The organism is Neptunomonas antarctica (genome assembly GCF_001305295.1).
Classification (GTDB): Bacteria; Pseudomonadota; Gammaproteobacteria; order Pseudomonadales; family Balneatricaceae; genus Neptunomonas; species Neptunomonas antarctica.
Genome location: NZ_LJSI01000053.1, coordinates 610,165 through 631,492, shown reverse-complemented (window position 1 = coordinate 631,492; position 21,328 = coordinate 610,165). Strand labels below are relative to the sequence as shown.

Here is a 21,328-nt window from a genome sequence, read left to right as displayed (position 1 = left end):
TGAATTTTTATAAACTATTCAGACGTCAATCCGTAAGACATTAAACGTTTGTAGCGCCGATCCAGCAATTCATCTATTGATAACACATCCAAATGCGCCAGAGATTCAATTAACGCTTTTTTCAAATCCATAGCCAAGGCTTCAGGATTACGATGCGCTCCACCTAAGGGTTCCGGCACCACTTTATCTACTAAACCGAGTTCGTGCAGACGGCCGGAAGTAATACCCATGGCTTTAGCAGCATCAGGCGCGCGCTCAGCACTTTTCCACAGAATCGATGCACAGCCTTCTGGAGAAATAACAGAGTAAGTTGAATATTGAAGCATAGTTAACTGATCACACACACCGATGGCTAACGCACCACCCGAACCACCTTCACCGACAACCGTGGAGATAATAGGTGTTTTTAACTGCGACATTTTCGCCAAATTAAAAGCGATAGCTTCACTTTGTCCACGCTCTTCAGCATCGATTCCCGGATAAGCACCCGGTGTATCAATAAACGTCAGAACCGGCAAATGAAAACGTTCAGCCATTTCCATAAGACGTAAGGCTTTACGGTAGCCTTCCGGACGCGGCATACCAAAGTTACGACGCACTTTTTCTTTTACTTCACGGCCTTTCTGATGGCCGATCACCATCACCGGACGCCCCTCCAAACGCGCTATACCACCGACAATGGCGGCGTCATCTGAGAAATGACGATCGCCATGAATCTCTTCGAAGTCGTCAAACATCAGATTAAGATAATCCAATGTATAAGGGCGTTTAGGGTGACGAGACAGCTGGGAGATCTGCCAAGCAGAAAGATTCGAAAAAATAGATTCAGTTAAACTGCGGCTTTTCCCCAGCAATTTAGCGAGTTCGTCAGTAATATTGATCTCTGTATCATCACCAACCAATCTTAGCTCTTCAATTTTGGCTTCGAGCTCTGCGATAGGCTGCTCGAAATCCAGATAATTCGGATTCATTCGATTCTTTCCGCTTAACCAGTAAATAATTATGTCAAATTCAGAATGCAGATTTTACCGTTACCCTTACAGGATAACCACCCTGATCAGTACTCTAATGTAATGCTTTCGTCGCCAAAATGGTCCTTAAGGGCCAAAATAAAGTCATCTGAAGGATTGACCGTCCAGTCTCGACCCAGCCTGACTACACCTGCTGCATCTTCTCTCTGGTATTCAACCACCACAGGAAGCCCCTCGGGCATGCTATATGTCTTCAAAATTTCCTCAAACGGCTTCAGGTTACGGCCTGAAAGCATTTTATCGTCTGATTTTATCTTAAACAGCTTAGCGTATTGCGCACGCGCCTGAGGAATATTCGTTAACTTATTGCAACGCACCTTGAGGCCACCTGAATAATCGTCCTGAACAACCTCTCCTTCCATGATGACTATCGTATCTTTTACCGCCCACTCACGGGTTTGTTCATACACTTCACCATAGAGGGTAATATCTATCCGGGCAGAGCGATCATCCAATGTCAGGAAACACAGATTATCGCCTCGCTTTGTCTTTTTAACCCGCTGGTCCACAATCAAACCCGCAATTTTCTGTTGTCGGCCACGGGCGGGCTGTAGGTCAACTATCTTTTTAGAGACAAATTGACTCAACTCTTTTTCATACTCATCAATCGGATGGCCCGTAAGATACAACCCCAGCGTGTCTTTTTCGCCTTTTAGCCGCTCCTTATCTGACCAACTACGCACGCCGCGATAATCATCAAAAGGGTCACGCGGCGCTTCAGCCTCAACTTCACCAAACAGATCGAAAATACCGGCGCTCTGATTACGCTCGCTTTGATCGGCCGTACGCAATGCATCACCAATAGCGGCCCACAATATAGCGCGATCAGGCCCCAACTTATCTAGCGCGCCGGATCTAACCAGCGCATCCAGCACTCGCTTATTAAGTTTTTTGGCACCGACACGCTTACAAAAATCAAAAAAATCTTTAAAGTCACCAGCACCATCATTGCGCGCGCTGACTATGGCTTCAATAGCACCTTCACCTACCCCTTTAATAGCACCGAGGCCATATAGTATCTGCCCCTCTTCGTTCACAGTGAACATATATTCACTGGAACACACATCTGGCAATGCGGGCGGCAATCCCATGCTTCGGCAATCTTCGATAAAGATCACAACTTTATCGGTATTCTGCATATCCGCCGATAAAACTGATGCCATGAAAGGCGCTGGGTAATATGTTTTCAGCCAAGCCGTCTGATAAGAAACCAGCGCATAAGCAGCAGAGTGTGATTTATTGAAACCATAACCCGCAAATTTTTCAACCAGATCAAAGATATTGCCGGCCAAGTCACGATCTATACCATTTTTATCAGAACCATCAAGAAACAGAGAGCGTTGCTTTTCCATCTCTTCCGGTTTTTTCTTACCCATCGCCCGACGTAACATATCGGCACCACCGAGGGTAAAGCCTGCCATCACCTGGGCGATTTGCATGACCTGTTCCTGATACAGGATAATCCCGTAGGTAGGCTCTAATACAGGCTGTAAACTCGCCAACTGATAATCCGCATGAGGCCAGGCCATTTCTGCCCGCCCATGCTTTCGGTTGATGAAGTCATCTACCATGCCGGACTGCAACGGACCAGGACGAAACAGCGCTACAAGGGCTACAATATCTTCGAAACGCGAAGGTAGCAGGCGCTTCACCAGATCCTTCATTCCACTGGACTCTAACTGAAACACAGCGGTGGTATTAGCGGACTGTAACAGGTCGAATACGGCTTTTTCTTCCAACGGTATCTGTGAAATATCGAGCGGCGCTTTACCCTCCTTTTCACGGGTACGGTTAATCGTTTTCATCGCCCAGTCTATAACGGTGAGCGTACGTAAACCCAAAAAGTCAAACTTTACCAGGCCGGCTTCTTCCACATCGTTCTTATCGAACTGTGTCACCAGCCCATGACCTTCTGCATCGCAATAGGTCGCCGAGAAATCAGTGAGTTTAGTCGGTGCGATCACAACACCGCCCGCATGCTTACCGACGTTACGGGTTACACCCTCCAACTTATAAGCCATCTCCATGATTTCCTGGGCTTCTTCATTACCCGCTACAAAATCACTGAGCGCCGGCTCCTGCTCCATCGCTTTGGTCAGCGTAATACCCACTTCAAAAGGTATCAGTTTTGAAAGTTTATCCGCCAGACCGAATGCCTTACCCTGCACGCGGGCAACATCTCGTACGACTGCTTTTGCCGCCATCGTACCGAAGGTAATAATCTGAGAAACAGCGTCGCGCCCATAGGTTCTTGCGACATAATCGATAACCTGATCACGATTATCCATACAGAAATCGATATCAAAGTCAGGCATGGAGACACGTTCAGGATTAAGAAAACGCTCGAACAGAAGATCATATTCGAGCGGATCTAAATCCGTTATTTTTTGCGCATACGCGACCAGCGATCCGGCACCCGAACCACGACCCGGCCCTACAGGAATGCCGTTATCTTTAGCCCATTGGATAAAGTCCATAACTATCAGGAAGTAACCGGGAAAGCCCATTTGGGTGATGATGCCAAGCTCAAATGTAAGACGATCATCATACGCTTTTCTTTTTTGCGCATACTCAGGGTCATTTTTATCTAAGAGTACTTCTAAGCGCTTTTCTAAACCGTCTTCAGAAACCTTACAGAAATACTCATCCATCATCATCCCGGCCGGGATGGGATATTTAGGAAGATAGTAGTTACCGAAGTCCAGCTCAAGATTGCATCGCTTAGCAATTTCTACGCTATTTTGTACTGCGCTGGGTATATCAGAAAAGAGTTCAACCATCTCATCTGCTGTACGAAAATACTGCTGAGCAGTGTAGTGACGCGGCCTGCGTGGATCTTCTAAGGTGCGACTCTGGTTGATACACACGCGCGCCTCATGTGCGTCGAAATCTGTATCCCGTAAAAACATTACTTCATTCGTTGCCACGAGTGGACAATTCTTCGCTAATCCCAAGCGCACACTTTCGGCAACAATGACATCTTCACTAATACGTCCTGTTCTTTGCACCTCAAGATAGAAGCGACCAGGAAACAACCCCATCCACTCATCCAGTAAGCTGTCTGCCATACCATTACCGGAGATCATAGCGCGACCTATCTCACCTTCTCGGCCACCCGACAACGCAATAAGCCCTTCTGACTTTTCAATTAACCAGGATTTTTTAACCAGCGCTTTATCAACGATGTATCCCTGACCTTCAGTATAGGCTTGTGAGACCAGCTCCATCAGATGACGATAACCCAGAAAATTCTGAGCTAATAAAGTCACACGATAAGGTTCACCTTCATTGTCTGCTTCATTAAGTACCAGAACATCAGCACCACAAATCGGCTTTATACCTGCACCTAATGCGGCTTTATAAAATTTAACTAAGGCGAACAGATTAACCTGATCAGTCACAGCAACCGCGGGCATGCCTGAGTCTTTAGCCGCACCCACTAAACCTTTAACACGCACCAACCCATCAACGAGTGAGAACTCGGTATGCACGCGCAGATGTACAAAATTTGTCGACATACTTTTTCCTGTTAGCTGCTTGACGCATCAAGTAGCTGTGCCACCGGACGAAATGACTTTCTATACTGAGGGAGAGGCCCATGTTGTTTCAATGCCGCCATATGCATCGCCGTAGGGTAGCCTTTATGCTTATTGAAGCCGTATTCAGGATGCTGCTCATGTAGCACATACATTTCGCGATCGCGCACAACTTTAGCCAAAATTGATGCGGCACTGATCGCTTCGACTTTTGAATCACCTTTCACGATAGCTTCAGACGGATAAGGTAATTCAGGACAACGATTTCCATCAATCACCACATAATCAGGCAGAACTTGTAACGCAGCAACAGCCCTTTGCATGGCTAACATGGTGGCATGCAAAATATTGATCTGATCAATTTCTTCCGGAGAAGCGCTAGCCACAGCCCACGCCAGCGCATTCTCCATAATTTCCTCATACAAAGCTTCGCGTTTTTTCTCTGTCAGCTTTTTCGAATCCGCTAATCCGATAATCTTTTTCTCAGGATTCAGGATAACCGCCGCAGCTACAACATTACCAACCAAAGGGCCACGTCCGACTTCATCGACTCCGGCCACACGGCCATAGTGAGAAAAATCCAACGCTATAATTGACTGCATGTTAAAACACCTTTTTCCTGTAGTAAGGAGATCACCGCATCCGCCGCACGCTCATCCGCATTCAACTTTAACGTCTGATTGATTTGTGTAAAACGCTCCGCTAACCGGTCCTGATAATCCTTATCCAGTAGTGCCTTTTCCATCTCACTCGCAAGCCGCTGTGGCGTCACATCATTTTGCAAAATTTCCGGCACTAATTTTTCCCCTGCAAGAATATTAGGTAACGATATGTAAGGGGTTTTCATCATGCGCGAATAGATAGCATAGGTTAACGCGGCCATCTTATAAGCCACCACCATAGGTTTTTTCAGTAGCGTAGCCTCTAGTGTGGCGGTTCCGGATGCGATTAATATTGCATCTGACGCAGCCATCACTTCTCTGGACTGATTAAGTAATAATCGCACATTCAGATCAGAAAACTTTTCATCAATTAGCTTCTTAATCCACTCCCAGCGCTTTTGATTTGCCGCAGGTAGCAGAAAAATCATATCAGGATGTGTTATCTGCAATAGTTTTGCCGCTTCAAGGAAAGGTTCGGCAAGGTATTTCAGCTCACTCGTACGGCTTCCCGGTAAAAGTGCTACCACCTTTTCTGATCCCACTAAACCCAGCCGTGTTTTCACATCCTGTAAATTGGGATCGTTTGCAATCAAATCGGCCAACGGATGCCCGACACAAACGACATCCTGCCCCGTAGGCTCATAATATCGGGATTCGAAAGGGAATAGAGCTAACAAAAGATCGACTGATTGTTTTATCTTGTATATGCGCTTCGACTTCCACGCCCATACGGAAGGGCTCACGTAATGAACGGTGGGGATACCGGCTTGCTTCAGATGAAATTCAAGATTCAGATTAAAATCAGGCGCATCGATACCAATAAAAAGATCTGGCGGGTTTTTAATGAAAGCATGTCGCAGCTTCTTTCTAATGGATAACAGCTCGGGCAATCGCCCTAAGACTTCCACAAGCCCCATAACAGACAGTTTATCCATAGGCACGACCGACTCAAAACCCTCGGCGCGCATCAAATCGCCTCCGATACCTTCAAATTTAGCATTAGGGTAACGTTTTTTGATTGACTGGATCAGGCCGGCTCCAAGAATATCACCTGAAGCCTCACCAGCTACCATAGCAATACGCAGCTTGGTCACATTGACTCCTAGCGGATAACGCCCCGGGATGAGGTTTGTAGAGCGTGGATTAACGGCTGAATTTCAACAGTATTCACTGCCATATCAGAAAGAACACTAAGCGCCTGATCTACCGTTAGCGTTTGGCGGTAAATCGCTTTATATGCCAGCTTAATCTGTCGAATAACATCAGGCGTAAAACCTCTACGCTTGAGTCCCTCAGCATTAATGCCGTGTGGTATTGCTGGATTACCGGTCGCCATAACATAAGCCGGAATATCCTTTAAAACAACAGTGCCAGCGCCACACATGACATGAGCGCCAATATGGCAAAACTGATGAACCGCAGTAAAACCACCAAGAATGGCATGATCAGCTACATGTACATGCCCGGCAAGCGCTGCATTATTGGCTAGAATCACATGATTACCAACAATACAGTCATGAGCGACATGCGCATATGCCATAAATAAATTATGGTTGCCAATCTGAGTTAGCGCATTATCCTGAACCGTACCGCGATGGATGGTACATCCCTCACGAAACACATTGGAGTCGCCGATGACAAGGCGCGTTAGTTCGCCCGCATATTTTTTGTCCTGACAATCCTCACCGATGGATGAAAATTGGAAGAAGCGGTTATTAGCACCAATCGTTGTGGGCCCTTTAATAACCACGTGTGACGCAATAACTGTTCCTTCACCAATAACAACATCAGGTCCAATATATGTCCAAGGACCAACACTAACGTTATCCGCGAGTATAGCTTTAGGATCAATAATTGCTTGTGGATCAATCACTTTTATACCTTTCGATCAGCACAGAGAATAGTTGCTGTACTGACGATAGCACCATCAACTGATGCTTTCACCGCAAATTTCCATATTCCACGTTTTTCAGACAGAATACTGGCTTCTAATTTAAGCTGATCCCCAGGAACGACTGGACGCTTAAAACGCAACTTATCGGAGCCAACAAAATAATAAATGGATCCGTCCTCAGGTTTTTTATCCATGGTTTTAAAACCAAGTATACCGGCGGCCTGAGCCATGGCTTCAATGATGAGAACACCAGGCATTACAGGGTGCTCAGGAAAGTGCCCAGTAAAAAAAGGTTCATTCACAGACACGTTTTTAAGCGCTACGATTGACTCACCCGGAACAAGTTCAAGCACCCTATCCACTAACAGAAACGGGTAGCGATGAGGGAGGTATTCCCTGATTTCCTTAACATCCATTATATGTTTTAACCTTCACTAGAGAAATTATCAGCTTTCTGTTCTAATTTGGAAATACGTTTTGCCATCTCATTTAATTGCTTAAAACGGATAACATTTTTTTTCCAGTTACGATGAGCATCCTGACCTGTTCCTGAAGATAATACTTGCCCTGGCTGAGTCACTGATTTACTAATCAGTGTCATGGCTGTGACATGCGTATTATCGGCAATGGTTAAATGCCCCACTATTCCGCTTAATCCCGCGATGGTACAGCGGCGGCCAATTTTAGTGCTTCCAGCAACGGCCGTACAGCCCGCTATTGCCGTTTGCTCACCAATAACGACATTGTGAGCAATTTGAATCTGATTATCGAGCTTAACACCATCATGAATATAAGTATGATCAAGCGCGCCACGATCAATGGTGGTACCGGCACCTATTTCAACATCATTGCCGATACGAACCCCTCCTAACTGGTGAATTTTAACCCAACCGTCAGGTGTAGGCGCGAACCCAAAACCGTCACTACCCAAAATAACACTCGAGTGGATCAAACATCCTTCGCCAATACAGACATTATCATAAAGAACAGCACTAGCCTCTAAGCGGGTATTCTTACCCACTTTACAACGATTACCTATCACCGTATTCGCGCCAACAAATACACCCGACTCTATAATCACGTGATCCCCAACAACGACGCCGGCACTAATCACAGCGGCGACGTCTATTATTGCACTCGCACTGATATGTGCAGAGTCGTGAATACCGGGAGAGGGCTGAACACGCCAGTCGAAAATCCGGGACAACCTGGCAAAGGCCAAATAGGGATCATCAACTACGATAGCAACACAGGGTAAATCTTTCGCAAACTCCGCTTTCACTAAGACGGCCGTGGCTTTTGTCTTAGCTAATTGAGGTAAATACTTTGTATTAGCAAGAAAAGCCAGCTGACCCGCGACTGCACACTCCAGCGTATTTAATGCGTTAATAGTTAACTCACCATTCCCAATCAGCTGCCCCTTAATCAGGCTGGCTATTTCGACTAATGAGTAACTATTGACTGGCTGCATACTCACTACTTATTAAGTAATTTAATAACTTCTGGTGTAATATCGAAGCCTTTAGCTACATAAACAGTGGCTTTTTTAGAAATTACGACATCATAGGAATTTTCATCAATTATATTTTTGACGATAGCATCAAGCTTCGGCCTCATTTCATTAAGAAATTCTTGTTGGCGTTCTTTGCCTTTCTGCTGTAAAGCCTGTCCACTGCGCTGGTATTCTTCAAACGCCTTCTGAAACTGTAGTTGAGACTGTCTCAATGTATCCTGATCCATCGTCGCGCCGTTCTTCTGGATTTTCTCACGCAAAGATTTAGCCTGTTTTTCAAGCTCTAGAACTCTTTTCTCTTCACCTTGTAGTTCTTTCTTCAGAGTATCGCGAAAGGTGCTCGCAGCATTTGTTTTCAGTAAGGCTTCTTCATACCCCAAAACGGCCACTTTATCCGCGAAAGCAACAGGTACAAATGAAAGAGACAAACAAATAGTAATAACTTTTAAAAACTTCATATGAATTCCTTTTTAGAAAGCATGTAATTTTAAATGCATGGATTAAAAACTTTGTCCAAGGGAAAATTGGAAAAACTCAGTTTCATCAGCAGTCTTTTCATTCAGCGCCTTAGCAAGAGAGAAAGACAGCGGCCCCATAGGAGATAACCAACTAATGCCGACTCCTGCCGAATATCTCAACTCCTCAAACGTGATACCTTCTACACACCGGCCATCTGCAACCGAGTCAGCCAAGCACTCAGTCGCGAATACATTCCCGGCATCGACAAACAGCAGCGACCGCCAGCTACTTTGATTTTCAATAAATGGGAGCGGAAAGACAAGCTCTGCACCGCCGACAGCCATCATGTTGCCACCAAATGGATCGTCATTCGAGTCTCTCGGTCCTAACGAATTATTTTTGTAACCCCTGACTGTTCTTAAGCCTCCGGCGAAAAAGTTTTTAAAGAACGGATAGCTATTATCACCATAACTTTGTGCATAGCCAAGACGTCCTTTGAGGCCAAAAACCCAACCAGAATCATCTACTAACGGTTTATAGAACTTAGTCTGATAGAGTGCTTTGTAATACGCTAAATCACTACCGGGAACCGATACTTCAAAACTTGCGCTGTGTGAGTAACCACTCGATGGAAATATCGAACGGTTAAGATGGTTATCACTCCAGCCTAACGTGCCCTTCACATTCAGGTATTCATTGCCTTCAACAGTAAGAAAGGACTCAATTTCCTCAACCGGCACTGAAGTATTGGTGTTAACTTCAATATTTTCTATACCTAATGAAAAGCTCAGGCGCTGGTAATCGTTAATAGGATAGCCGAACGTCACGCCACCACCATACTCATTCAAAGAATAGCTGCTGACATCATCTTCTTCAAAATCAGTTTTACGATAAAAGACATCAAAACCACGACTCACACCGTCAACGGTATAATAAGGATCCAGATAATTAAAACTGGCTTCTTTTCTGGTCGAGCTGTTTGCTATATTAAAACCTACCTTTTTACCCGAGCCAAAGAAGTTATCCTGCTGGATGCCTAAATCAAGAATAATGCCGTCACTCTGCGAGAACCCTACACTGGCTGTAAATTGCCCTGATTGCTGCTCTTCAACCGTATAATTCAGATCAACCTGATCATCAGAGCCGGCTACCGGCGTTGCTTCAAGATTGACTGAGCGAAAATAACCAGTACGTTCGAGTCGCTCTTTTGTCCTCTCAATGTTTTTTGTCGATACAATCGCCGCTTCCATTTGCTGCATCTCACGACGCACTACCTGATCTGCTGTGCGGCTATTACCACGTACATTAATACGTCTGACATAGGTTTTCTTACCCGGATCTACGAAGAATTTAAGAGAAACTGACTTATCTTCTTCATGAACACTCGGTACCGGGCTGATATTGGCGAACATGTAACCCTTATCACCTAGCATTTTGGTCATTATTTCTTGCGCATTAGTCATCGCTTTACGCGAAAATACCTGGCCCTGCTCAAGACTAATCGCCGACTTAAGATTGTCTTCAGAGACCACCAAATCGCCGGACACATCAACATTACGTAAAGTATATTGCTCGCCTTCATGAATGTTCACGCTAATGAAAACATTCTTTTTATCAGGCGTAATTGAAACCTGTGTTGAGTCTATCGAAAAATTGACGTAACCACGGTCCATGTAATAAGAACGTAAACGCTCTAAATCTCCCGATAGTTTTTCACGAGCGTAACGGTCATCTTTTGTATAGAAAGACCAGAAGCTTGGCAGCTTTAATGCAAATAAGTTCTTCAGGGTTTCATTATCAAAAACCGTATTGCCTATAACATTTATATGTTGAATAGAAGCAACACTGCCCTCTTTAATCTTTATGTTCAACGCAACCCGGTTACCGGGTAATGTCTCAACCGTAGTATCAATCGCTGCACCGTAACGCCCTTGCCCTACATAAAGACGTAGCAGATCTAAACGAATCTGATCTAACGCTGAGCGTTTGAAAATATCCCCTTCACGCAGCCCTGATTGCTTTAATCCTTTTAACAAGTCCTCATCTTTGATGACTTTATTACCTTCAAGCTTAATAAGGCTGACAGAAGGTCTTTCCTTGACCGTTAGAATCAAATAATCACCTTCTTTGGAGATATTAATATCTTCAAAGTAGCCTGATTTAAAAAGTTGCTTGGTGGCATCAGCTATATTTGCTTCACTGACAGTATCTCCGGAAGCGATAGGAAAGTTCCTGAAAACAATACCCGGTTCAACTTGCTGCACACCTTCCAGCCGAATATCTTGCACTTTAAAGGGAGTAAATGCGGCATTAACATTACCTGCCAACAATACCAACCCAAGTACGAGCCCAAATTTATTCTTCATGAAACCCCTTCCCAGTCAAAAAGCATCTGCTTTTTAAAGGCGCATAAAATCATTAACGATGGCTAGTGTCATCAACGACAAAAGCAAAGCCATACCCAACTTAAAACCTATTACTTGCACCCGCTCACTGACCGGCTTACCTCTTACAAGCTCAATGCCATAAAAAAGTAAGTGCCCACCATCAAGCACAGGTATTGGCAACAGGTTCAAAACTCCCAAGCTGATGCTTAAATAAGCAAGAAAGCTAATGAAAGGTTCAAAACCCGATGCCGCCGAAGCACCAGCCACTTTAGCAATCGTTATCGGACCACTCAAGTTTTTTACCGAGATAACACCGCCAATCATTTTCCCGATGGAATCCAGCGTCAAAGCAACCATGTGAACTGTTTTATTAAACGCAACCCCTACCGCCTCAACTGGCCCATATTGAATGGTTCGAAGCATAGCTACAGGCCACTGCGGAGGAGTCACCCCTGCGCCAATGACGCCTTGTATTTCACCACTGTCCAGCTGCCTGCTGGCAGGTAACACTCTAAGGTTACGAACATCGGTTCCACGTTTAATTAAAAATTCTAATTCCTGATCAGGTGATTGCTGAATAATCTTGACCAATGCCTGCCAATTATCAATAGGTTCTGCATTAACCTCGACAACAATGTCACCTACTTTTAATCCAGCTTGTTCAGCAGCACCACCTGGTATTATTTGACCAAGCACCGGCTTCACTTCAGGTCGGTACGGCTGAATACCCATGGCGAACAACGGCGATTCGCTTTCAAGATCGACATTCCAATCTTTCAAGACAACATCATAATATGTCGGCATAGCAGATGCCGATGATATAGCTGCCAGCGTCAGCGCACCTGATTCACCAATACGCGAAGCAAAGCGAAGGTTCACTTCCTCCCAGGAACGTACCCGATGCCCATCAATTTCTACCAACTCCACACCCTCAGGCACACCTGCTTGAGCGATAACAGAACCCGGCACAACAGAACCAACGACAGGTACAACCGTACTAACACCGACGACAAACATAAGCCAGTAGGCAAAAACAGCGAAAATCAGATTCACCGCAGGCCCTGCAGCCACAATAGCAATGCGCTGCATAACCGGTTTGTTGTTAAATGCTTGTGATCTCAGGTGTTCAGGCACAGGGCCTTCACGCTCATCCAACATCTTAACGTAACCACCTAAAGGAATCGCGGCGACAGAATACTCCGTGCCATCTTTACCTTTACGCAGCCATAACGACTTACCAAAACCAATAGAGAACCTGAGTACTTGCACGCCGCAACGACGGGCGACCCAAAAATGGCCCCACTCATGAATAGTAACTAATATCCCAAGCGTAACAATAGTCGCCAGAAGCGTTTGAATAATTTCCATCAATGATTCACACAATAGGCAAGAAAGTTAAGCCAATAAAATAGAAAGGGGCGGCTGCAAGAATACTATCTATTCGGTCCAACACACCACCATGCCCAGGCAAAATTGAACCGCTATCTTTTATCCCGGCATGCCGTTTAAGCAAACTTTCGAACAGATCACCCATAACCGACACAAGACCCACCAAAAAACTCAACAGCATCAAATAGACCGTTGCGTCCAATTCAAGTTCATTCCACCAAGAAAATACCACAACCGTGATCCCGACGGCTACTAATCCGCCATACATACCTTCTCTGGTTTTACCGGGACTTACATGCGGCGCAAGTTTAGTTTTACCCCAGCGTTTACCCGAAAAATAAGCACCTATGTCTGCGGCCCAGACAATTAACAAAATAAGCAATAACCAAGCATTACCTGATTCTAACGACTTCAGTTCAAGCATACTCAACCAGGCAGCTGCAAGAATAAGAACTCCGCAAACCGATCTGACAGCCGACTTGGCCCATATACCGGGAGATGGGTAACGAACCACCCAGACGAATGCCATTAACCAGATCAAAACCGCGGGAAGAAGTACAAAATAATACTGCCCCAATGTAAAGAGCCAGCCACTAATCACAATCACCAAAAACACAATAGAGGAGAAAATCAGACGATATATCGGCTTTTTCATTCCCGACAATAACGCCCACTCCCAAGCACCAATCAGTGTTACTGCAGCAAAAAACACAGCAAAGCCTTTAACCGACAACAAAAATACACCACACAACACCAGAGGAGCCAATATTGATGCCGTCAAAATTCTTTGTTTAAGCACTCGTTTTCGTCCCTAGCTGTTCACTGGTTTTACCAAAGCGCCGCTCGCGGGTACAAAAATCGCGAATAGCCGCAGCTAAAGAAACTTTATTAAAATCAGGCCAATAATCATCAACGAAATAATATTCCGTATAGGCCATCTGCCAAACCAGAAAATTACTGATTCGGCTTTCGCCTCCCGTTCTGATACAAAGATCCGGGTTTGATTGATCATGAAGCAATACATATTCATCGAAAACAGACTCAGTAATATCTTCTGGCTGTCGGCTACCGCTAACACACTCTGCCGCCAAACGTTTGGCGGCCTGAACTATATCCCACTGGCCTCCATAGTTAGCCGCTACATTCAATGTCATGAGCGTATTATCCGCTGTCAGCTCTTCAATCTTAGCTATCTTACTTTGCAGCGTTTTACTAAAACGGGTTTTATCGCCTATCACATTCAAACGGATATTATTTTTATGTAGTTTCTTCCCCTCACGACTTAACGCCAGACCGAAGAGCTCCATCAAGCCTTTGACTTCCAATTCAGGGCGCTTCCAGTTTTCACTACTAAAAGCAAAGAGTGTCAGTGACTGAACACCGTATTCAACACACCCTTCAATAACACTACGCACACTATCAACACCAGCCTTATGACCTGCAAGGCTTGGCAAACGGCGTGCTTTCGCCCAACGGTTATTGCCATCCATTATAATCGCAATATGTTTTGGCAACACCTTATCAGATGGTATGTTTAATTTAGCATGTACTGACATATAGAGGGGCAGACAGGCCAGCTCACACCGGCCCTCCTTCTGATTTAGATTTCCATCAGGTCGGCTTCTTTTTGCTCAAGCAAGCCATCGAGTTCTGATACATATTTATCGGTCAGTTTTTGAATACCTTCCTGACCACGACGCTCATCATCTTCTGAAATCTCTTTCTCTTTCAGCAACTCTTTCAGATCATTATTAGCATCACGTCGAATACTGCGCAACGATACCCGCGCCGATTCAACTTCCTGCCGTGCCTGACGAATATACACCTTCCGTGTTTCTTCTGTCAGCGCAGGCATCGGTAAGCGAATCACGCCGCCATTACTGGAAGGATTCAAACCTAAATCGGACTTATAAATAGCTTTTTCGATATCCGAAATAGTTTGCTTTTCCCAAGGGGATATCAGCAAGGTCCGTGCATCTTCTACCGACACATTGGCAACCTGCTGCAACGGAACAGGAGCGCCATAATACATAACCTGAACAGAATCCAATATACTTGGATGAGCACGCCCTGTACGGATTTTTTTAAATTGAGACACCAAGCCTTCGACGCTTTTTTGCATACGCACGTCAGTATCTTTAGCTATTTCATTCAGCATATTGATCTCCTGTTACCTCGTCACATATCAACGTGCCCTCATCACCGCCAACCAGCAGATTAACAAGCGCACCCGGACGATTCATATTAAACACTCGGACAGGCATTTTATGGTCCCGGGTCAGACAAATTGCTGTTAAGTCCATAACACCCAACTGTTTTTCCAGTACTTCATCATAAGACAGACGCAGATAACGCTTAGCCGAAGGATCTTTCATCGGATCGGCTGTATACACACCATCCACTTTTGTTGCTTTCAACACAACATCAGCATCAATCTCAATACCTCTCAAACAAGCAGCAGAGTCGGTCGTAAAGAAAGGATTACCGGTGCCCGCAGAAAAAATAACCACATCTCCCTGACTTAAATAGCGTATAGCATTACGTCGATCATAATGATCGACCACACCGCTCATCGGGATAGCAGACATAATACGAGTGGCAATATTCGACCGCTCAAGCGCATCTCTAAGTGCCAATGAGTTCATCACCGTCGCCAGCATACCCATATGGTCACCAGTCACCCGATCAAGCCCCGCCGCACTTAGCGTTGCCCCACGAAATAAGTTACCACCGCCAATAACGATACCAACCTGCACGCCGATACCAACCAACTGACCTATTTCAAGCGCCAGACGATTAAGAACTTTAGGGTCGATACCAAAATTTTCTTCCCCCATTAAGGCCTCGCCGCTTAACTTAAGAAGAATACGTTTATATTTGGCGTGTCTAGAATGTACAGCAGGCATGGAGGACCTCCGCAGAACGAAGTTAAAAGGACTTAAATTAGTGCGCGTACTGTAACACAGCACACACACCTTTTTAGCGAACAGTATTATTTATTATTTAACTGGGCTGCCACTTCTGCTGCGAAGTCAACGTGCTCAATTTCAATACCATCGCCAACTTCCAGACGAGAGAAAGATACCACTTCACCGCCGGCAGCTTTAACCATTTCACCCACTGTTTGCTCTGGGTTTTTAACAAACGCCTGCTCAACAAGACTGTTTTCTGCCAGGAATTTATTGATACGACCCACAACCATTTTTTCTGCAATTGCAGCTGGTTTGCTTGCCATATCTGGCTGCGCCATAATGATTTCTTTTTCTTTGGCGATAACTTCTTCAGACATATCGCTCTGAGAAACGACCTGCGGATTAACCGCAGCAACGTGCATCGCAACGTCCTTAGCTACTTCTGTATTAGCGCCTTTCAAAGACACCAGTGTAGCGATACGATTGTTGCTATGCACATATGCACCAATCATTTCACCTTCAACAATAGAAATGCGACGAACACCGATATTTTCACCGATTTTCTGGACCAGAGATTCACGAGCCGATTCCAACTCACCCGCCATCAGTGCAGCAACATCAACAGACTTAGCAGCAAATGCAGCAGTAAGCACTTTATCTACAAAAGCGAGGAAACCTTCATCGCGTGCAGCGAAATCAGTTTCAGAGTTAACTTCAACGATAATACCATAAGAATTATCATCAGCAACGCGTGCAGCAACAACACCATCAGCAGCGGTACGACCTGCTTTTTTAGCGGCTTTCATGCCTGATGATTTACGCATTTCATCAATAGCGGCTTCAACATCACCGCCGGCTTCAGTTAGTGCTCTTTTGCACTCCATCATACCCAAACCAGTACGATCGCGCAGTTCTTTAACTAACTTAGCTGATACACTTGCCATCTGAATTACCCCTTGATTACGCATTCAATCAAAATCTAAAAAAGGGGAGCATAGCTCCCCTTATACTCAACGCTGTAGAAGATATAACTTCACAGCAACAGAAATTATTCTGCCGCTGGTGCTTCTACTTCAACAAATTCACTCTCAGCAACAGCTTCAACATCACCACCACACGCATCAGCTATAGACTTAACATAGATCTGAATCGCACGCAGAGCATCATCGTTACCAGGAATAACATAATCAATGCCATCCGGGTTGCTGTTAGTATCAACAACGCCGATAACCGGAATACCTAGCTTGTTAGCTTCGTTTACCGCAATACGCTCATGGTCAACATCGATAACAAACAGAGCGTCTGGCAAGCCGCCCATATCTTTAATACCACCGATAGAACGATCCAGTTTTTCCATTTCACGTTGACGCATCAATGCTTCTTTCTTAGTCAACTGTGTGAATGTACCATCCGCAACAGCAGCTTCAAGCTCACGCAAGCGACGAATTGACTGACGAATAGTTTTATAATTCGTCAACATACCACCCAACCAGCGATGGTTAACGAATGGCATACCTACACGCAAAGCTTCTTCTTTAATAATTTTGCTGGCAGCACGCTTAGTGCCCACGAACAAAATTTTATTTTTATTCTGCGCCAAACCTTCAACCACGTTGATAGCACCGTTTAGTGCTGGCAATGTATGCTCAAGGTTAATGATATGAATTTTATTCCGTGCACCAAAAATGTACTGAGACATTTTAGGGTTCCAGTAACGGGTCTGGTGTCCAAAGTGAACGCCTGCTTTAAGCAGTTCGCGCATTGTAACTTGTGCCATTTTTAGCATTTCCTGTTTTTAATTGGGTTCAACCTCCACATATCCCAGCATCCAACCGTAAAACGGCACCCGGAAACTGTGACGATATGTGTGTGAGATATTCCTCGAAACACCTAGCGCATTTCGGGAGCGCGTTTTATACCATAAGATAAGACCAATTTGAAGGTCGACTTCGCTAAGAAGCGATAATTCGGTACAATCTATTGATCTGAATTTAACACGCAGACTCAACTGCGGTAGAATTCGACATTCATTATTTTAAGGAAAACCATGTCTATTATTATTAAAACTGCGGACGAGATTGAAAAAATGCGTATCGCAGGCAAACTCGCCGCCGATGTTCTGGAAATGATCGCGCCTCATATCAAAGCCGGCGTCACTACCAATCAACTCGATAAAATTTGCCATGACTATATTGTCAATGAACAACAAGCCATCCCTGCACCCCTTAATTATCACGGCTTCCCGAAATCCATCTGCACTTCTGTGAATCAGGTTGTTTGTCATGGCATCCCTAATGACAAACCACTAAAAGATGGTGACATGGTCAATATTGACATTACCGTTATCAAAGATGGCTACCACGGCGACACCAGCAAAATGTTTTTCGCAGGAAAAGAAATCCCTCACGCTAAACGCTTAGCCGAGGTCACATTAGAATGCCTGTACAAAGGCATTGAACTCGTCAAGCCAGGTGTTTTTCTGGGCGATATCGGACATGTGATTCAACAGCATGCTGAAGCCAACCATTACACGGTCGTCAGGGAATATTGCGGACATGGCATTGGAGCAGGATTTCATGAAGATCCACAAGTGCTTCACTATGGCCGTGCAGGCACAGGCATTCAGCTTGAGGAAGGTATGATTTTCACCATCGAACCTATGATTAATGCCGGTAAACGCCAGGTAAAAACATCGAAACGCGATGGCTGGACTGTAGAAACAACAGATCGACGCCTGTCTGCTCAGTGGGAACATACTATCCTGGTCACAGAGACAGGCCACGAAGTATTAACCCGACGCCCTGACGAAACCTTTTAATCATCTGAGATTAAATTATGAACACTACCCTGCAAGCCCTTGCTGAAACAGATGACTTTCTTGATATCCTGGCATTCGAAGAACGCCTGGCCAGCGGCGAAGCACCCATCCAAGTCTTCAAGAGCACGATTAAAAAAGCCCAGGCGGCAATGGATGCACGCTTTAAATCTGGCGGCGACATCCGCAAATTGATCTATGGGCGTGCAGGTGTCATTGACAAAATACTCACGTCTGCCTGGCATCTTTTTACATGGCCTGCCGACGAGAAAATTTCTCTGATAGCGGTCGGAGGATACGGACGCGGCGAATTACATCCACATTCGGATGTAGACCTTTTGATTCTTGTCGACGACATTGATCCGGCGATTTACGAAGAGAGTATCAGTCAATTTTTAACCTTATTGTGGGATATCGCGCTGGAAATAGGCTCCAGTGTACGAAGCATTGAAGATTGCTACGACCGGTCTCGTGATGACATTACTATTGCTACTAATTTGATCGAGTCTCGCCCTTTAACCGGTGATCCGGCACTGCATCAGCGCATGTATGACCGAGTCACTTCGGAAGGCGCCTGGACAGATAAAGAATTCTTTATCGCCAAATTGAAAGAACAAAAAGCGCGCCATCAGAAGACCAACAACACAGAATACAATCTTGAGCCTAATTTAAAAAACTCGCCAGGCGGACTCAGAGATTTACAAACGATCGGCTGGGTAGCAAAACGCCACTTTGGTGCCACCTATATTCGTGACCTGGTAGATCACGGCTTTGTCACGGAATCAGAACTGGAAACCCTCAACAGGGGTGAACTCTATCTCTGGACCGTACGCTACGCTCTGCACATGCTTTGCAGACGCCGGGAAGACCGCCTGCTATTTGATCATCAAAGAACACTGGCTGATTTTTTTGGTTATAAAGACCAGCATGGCGCACTCGCCGTTGAGCAGTTCATGAGCAAATATTATCGGGTTGCCATGGCTATGGGAGAGTTTAATGACATGCTCCTGCAGTATTTCAACGAAGCAATCCTGAAAATTGAAGACAAACAAACCGTTACCTCTATCAATAAACGCTTCCAGATTCATAATAACTATTTAGAAGCAACTTACGACAAAGTCTTTGAACATCACCCCTTTGCTATCCTCGAAGCCTTTGTTTTACTCGCCCAGCATGACGAGATACTCGGCGTAAGAGCATCCACCATCCGCCTGCTCAGAGATCACCGCCATCTGATTGATGATGATTTTCGCAACGACTTGCGCAACACCAGCCTGTTCATGGAACTTCTGCGCTCTCCGAATGGCGTATCAACCGAACTTAATCGCATGAACCGGTACGACATTCTTGGCCGATATCTGCCTGAATTCGGAAAAATTGTTGGCCAGATGCAGCACGACCTTTTCCATATTTATACCGTCGATGCGCATACTATGAAAGTCATTCAGAAAATGCGTCAATTCCGCCACGCCGATCATCGTGAGCAATTTCCTATCGCTCACCGGGTCGTCAACAACCTTCCAAAAATTGAACTACTTTATATCGCAGGCCTCTACCACGATATCGCCAAAGGCCGTGGTGGCGATCATTCAGAACTGGGCGCGGAAGATGTATTGATTTTCTGCGATCGCCATCATCTGGGCAAATGGGATGGTCATCTGACAGCATGGCTGGTACGCAGTCATTTATTAATGTCGATGACAGCTCAGCGAAAGGACATCACTGATCCTGATGTTATACATACGTTTGCCATGCAAGTCCGTGACATTGTTCACCTTGATTATCTCTATGTCCTGACCGTTGCCGATATCAATGCAACCAACCATACCCTGTGGAACAGCTGGCGCGCCACACTGCTCAGACAGCTTTACATGGAAACCAAACGCGTACTACGACGCGGCCTAGACAACCCCATCAATAAAGAAGACCGTATTGAGCAAGTTCAAAACGAAGCGATGTTCGTCCTGGCTCATTCGGGCCAACCGGATGATGAAATCAAAGAGTTCTGGAGCACATTAGGCGAAGATTACTTTCTACGCGAAGATGCTAAAAATATTGCATGGCATACCCAGTCAATCCTGGAGCACGGATCAAGTGAACTACCCTTAGTATTAATTCAGAAAACCTCTTATCGGGTTTACGAAGGCGCTACCGAGATCTTTATTTACAGTAAAGATATGCCGAATCTATTTTCGGCAACGGTCGCAACGCTGGATCAGCTACACCTCAACATTCAAGACGCACGCGTCATTCTGACTGACGACGGCAGAACACTAAACACCTACACCGTACTGACCGACGACAATGAACCCTTGTCTGAAAATCCAGGCTATCTGAATAGTATTCAAGAGCGTTTGATTGAAGAACTTGATGATCCGGATGATTACCCTGACATCATTCATCGACGCGTGCCCAGACAGATGAAACTATTTGCCATGCCGACCACAGTTAGCCTGAGCAATGATCCGAATTTACAGCTCACTATCATGGAAGTCCGCAGCCCTGACCGGCCGGGATTACTGGCACGTATTGGTCAGATATTTTCAGAACTCAACATCGCTGTGCGTAAAGCTAAAATTTCCAGTGTAGGCGAAAGGGTTGAAGACTTTTTCTTTTTAACTGATGCGGATGGGCTTCCGATAAGCGACCCGGAACTGTGCCAGGAGCTACAAACGCGTGTTTGCAGAGAGTTGGACGAACATATCCGTGATGAATAAACAACAAGGCATT

At 45.2% G+C, this 21,328-nt stretch carries 18 protein-coding genes; 2 read left to right on the top strand and 16 right to left on the bottom strand.

All coding sequences use genetic code 11. From position 1 onward, the window contains the following. Positions 1 to 14 precede the first annotated feature (14 nt). The 16 genes from accA to rpsB all read right to left on the bottom strand — a co-directional run bounded on the left by accA (position 15) and on the right by rpsB (position 17,560). Positions 15 to 971, bottom strand: a complete 957-nt coding sequence (gene accA / locus Nant_RS17715; RefSeq protein ID WP_054342958.1) for an acetyl-CoA carboxylase carboxyl transferase subunit alpha — start codon at positions 969 to 971, stop codon at positions 15 to 17. A gap of 86 nt (positions 972 to 1,057) precedes the next feature. Then, a complete protein-coding gene (dnaE, locus tag Nant_RS17710; protein ID WP_054342957.1) occupies positions 1,058 to 4,549 on the bottom strand; it encodes a DNA polymerase III subunit alpha in 3,492 nt (1,163 codons plus the stop codon). Between the two features lie 11 nt (positions 4,550 to 4,560). Then, complete coding sequence (gene rnhB / locus Nant_RS17705; RefSeq protein ID WP_054342956.1) at positions 4,561 to 5,169, bottom strand: ribonuclease HII; 609 nt, start codon at positions 5,167 to 5,169, stop codon at positions 4,561 to 4,563. Beyond that, positions 5,154 to 6,323, bottom strand: coding sequence for a lipid-A-disaccharide synthase (gene lpxB, locus Nant_RS17700; RefSeq protein WP_076495904.1), 1,170 nt, complete (start codon positions 6,321 to 6,323; stop codon positions 5,154 to 5,156). The genes rnhB and lpxB overlap by 16 nt, the downstream gene beginning before the upstream one ends. Positions 6,324 to 6,331: 8 nt before the next feature. Beyond that, positions 6,332 to 7,102, bottom strand: a complete 771-nt coding sequence (gene lpxA, locus Nant_RS17695) for an acyl-ACP--UDP-N-acetylglucosamine O-acyltransferase (RefSeq protein ID WP_054342955.1) — start codon at positions 7,100 to 7,102, stop codon at positions 6,332 to 6,334. Positions 7,103 to 7,104: 2 nt separating this feature from the next. Further along, positions 7,105 to 7,539: a 3-hydroxyacyl-ACP dehydratase FabZ gene (gene fabZ, locus Nant_RS17690; protein ID WP_054342954.1), complete on the bottom strand. Its 435-nt coding sequence runs from the start codon at positions 7,537 to 7,539 to the stop codon at positions 7,105 to 7,107. An 8-nt stretch (positions 7,540 to 7,547) separates the two neighbouring features. Then, on the bottom strand, positions 7,548 to 8,594 hold the full coding sequence (gene lpxD / locus Nant_RS17685; protein WP_054342953.1) for a UDP-3-O-(3-hydroxymyristoyl)glucosamine N-acyltransferase: 1,047 nt from the start codon (positions 8,592 to 8,594) through the stop codon (positions 7,548 to 7,550). 5 nt (positions 8,595 to 8,599) lie between these two features. Next, complete coding sequence (locus Nant_RS17680) at positions 8,600 to 9,094, bottom strand: OmpH/Skp family outer membrane protein (protein ID WP_054342952.1); 495 nt, start codon at positions 9,092 to 9,094, stop codon at positions 8,600 to 8,602. Between the two features lie 42 nt (positions 9,095 to 9,136). Beyond that, positions 9,137 to 11,461: an outer membrane protein assembly factor BamA gene (gene bamA / locus Nant_RS17675; RefSeq protein WP_054342951.1), complete on the bottom strand. Its 2,325-nt coding sequence runs from the start codon at positions 11,459 to 11,461 to the stop codon at positions 9,137 to 9,139. Positions 11,462 to 11,494: 33 nt separating this feature from the next. Then, positions 11,495 to 12,850: a sigma E protease regulator RseP gene (gene rseP, locus Nant_RS17670; protein ID WP_054342950.1), complete on the bottom strand. Its 1,356-nt coding sequence runs from the start codon at positions 12,848 to 12,850 to the stop codon at positions 11,495 to 11,497. 7 nt (positions 12,851 to 12,857) lie between these two features. Then, the gene (locus tag Nant_RS17665; protein WP_054342949.1) at positions 12,858 to 13,670 is read right to left on the bottom strand and encodes a phosphatidate cytidylyltransferase; all 813 of its coding nucleotides are present in this window, start codon (positions 13,668 to 13,670) and stop codon (positions 12,858 to 12,860) included. Further along, complete coding sequence (gene uppS, locus Nant_RS17660) at positions 13,663 to 14,427, bottom strand: polyprenyl diphosphate synthase (RefSeq protein WP_054342948.1); 765 nt, start codon at positions 14,425 to 14,427, stop codon at positions 13,663 to 13,665. Before uppS ends, Nant_RS17665 begins: the two co-directional genes overlap by 8 nt. Before the next feature lie 44 nt (positions 14,428 to 14,471). Continuing rightward, complete coding sequence (gene frr / locus Nant_RS17655; protein ID WP_054342947.1) at positions 14,472 to 15,029, bottom strand: ribosome recycling factor; 558 nt, start codon at positions 15,027 to 15,029, stop codon at positions 14,472 to 14,474. Then, complete coding sequence (gene pyrH, locus Nant_RS17650) at positions 15,019 to 15,777, bottom strand: UMP kinase (protein WP_054342946.1); 759 nt, start codon at positions 15,775 to 15,777, stop codon at positions 15,019 to 15,021. Before pyrH ends, frr begins: the two co-directional genes overlap by 11 nt. 86 nt (positions 15,778 to 15,863) lie before the next feature. Continuing rightward, complete coding sequence (gene tsf / locus Nant_RS17645; RefSeq protein ID WP_054343285.1) at positions 15,864 to 16,727, bottom strand: translation elongation factor Ts; 864 nt, start codon at positions 16,725 to 16,727, stop codon at positions 15,864 to 15,866. A gap of 104 nt (positions 16,728 to 16,831) precedes the next feature. Further along, on the bottom strand, positions 16,832 to 17,560 hold the full coding sequence (gene rpsB / locus Nant_RS17640; protein WP_054342945.1) for a 30S ribosomal protein S2: 729 nt from the start codon (positions 17,558 to 17,560) through the stop codon (positions 16,832 to 16,834). A 270-nt stretch (positions 17,561 to 17,830) separates the two neighbouring features. Here rpsB and map point away from each other — a divergent pair, with 270 nt between their 5' ends. Both map and Nant_RS17630 read left to right on the top strand, forming a co-directional pair. Beyond that, complete coding sequence (gene map / locus Nant_RS17635; RefSeq protein WP_054342944.1) at positions 17,831 to 18,601, top strand: type I methionyl aminopeptidase; 771 nt, start codon at positions 17,831 to 17,833, stop codon at positions 18,599 to 18,601. 17 nt (positions 18,602 to 18,618) lie between these two features. Continuing rightward, entirely contained in the window at positions 18,619 to 21,315 is a 2,697-nt protein-coding gene (locus tag Nant_RS17630) for a [protein-PII] uridylyltransferase (RefSeq protein WP_054342943.1), read from the top strand. Positions 21,316 to 21,328 lie beyond the last annotated feature (13 nt).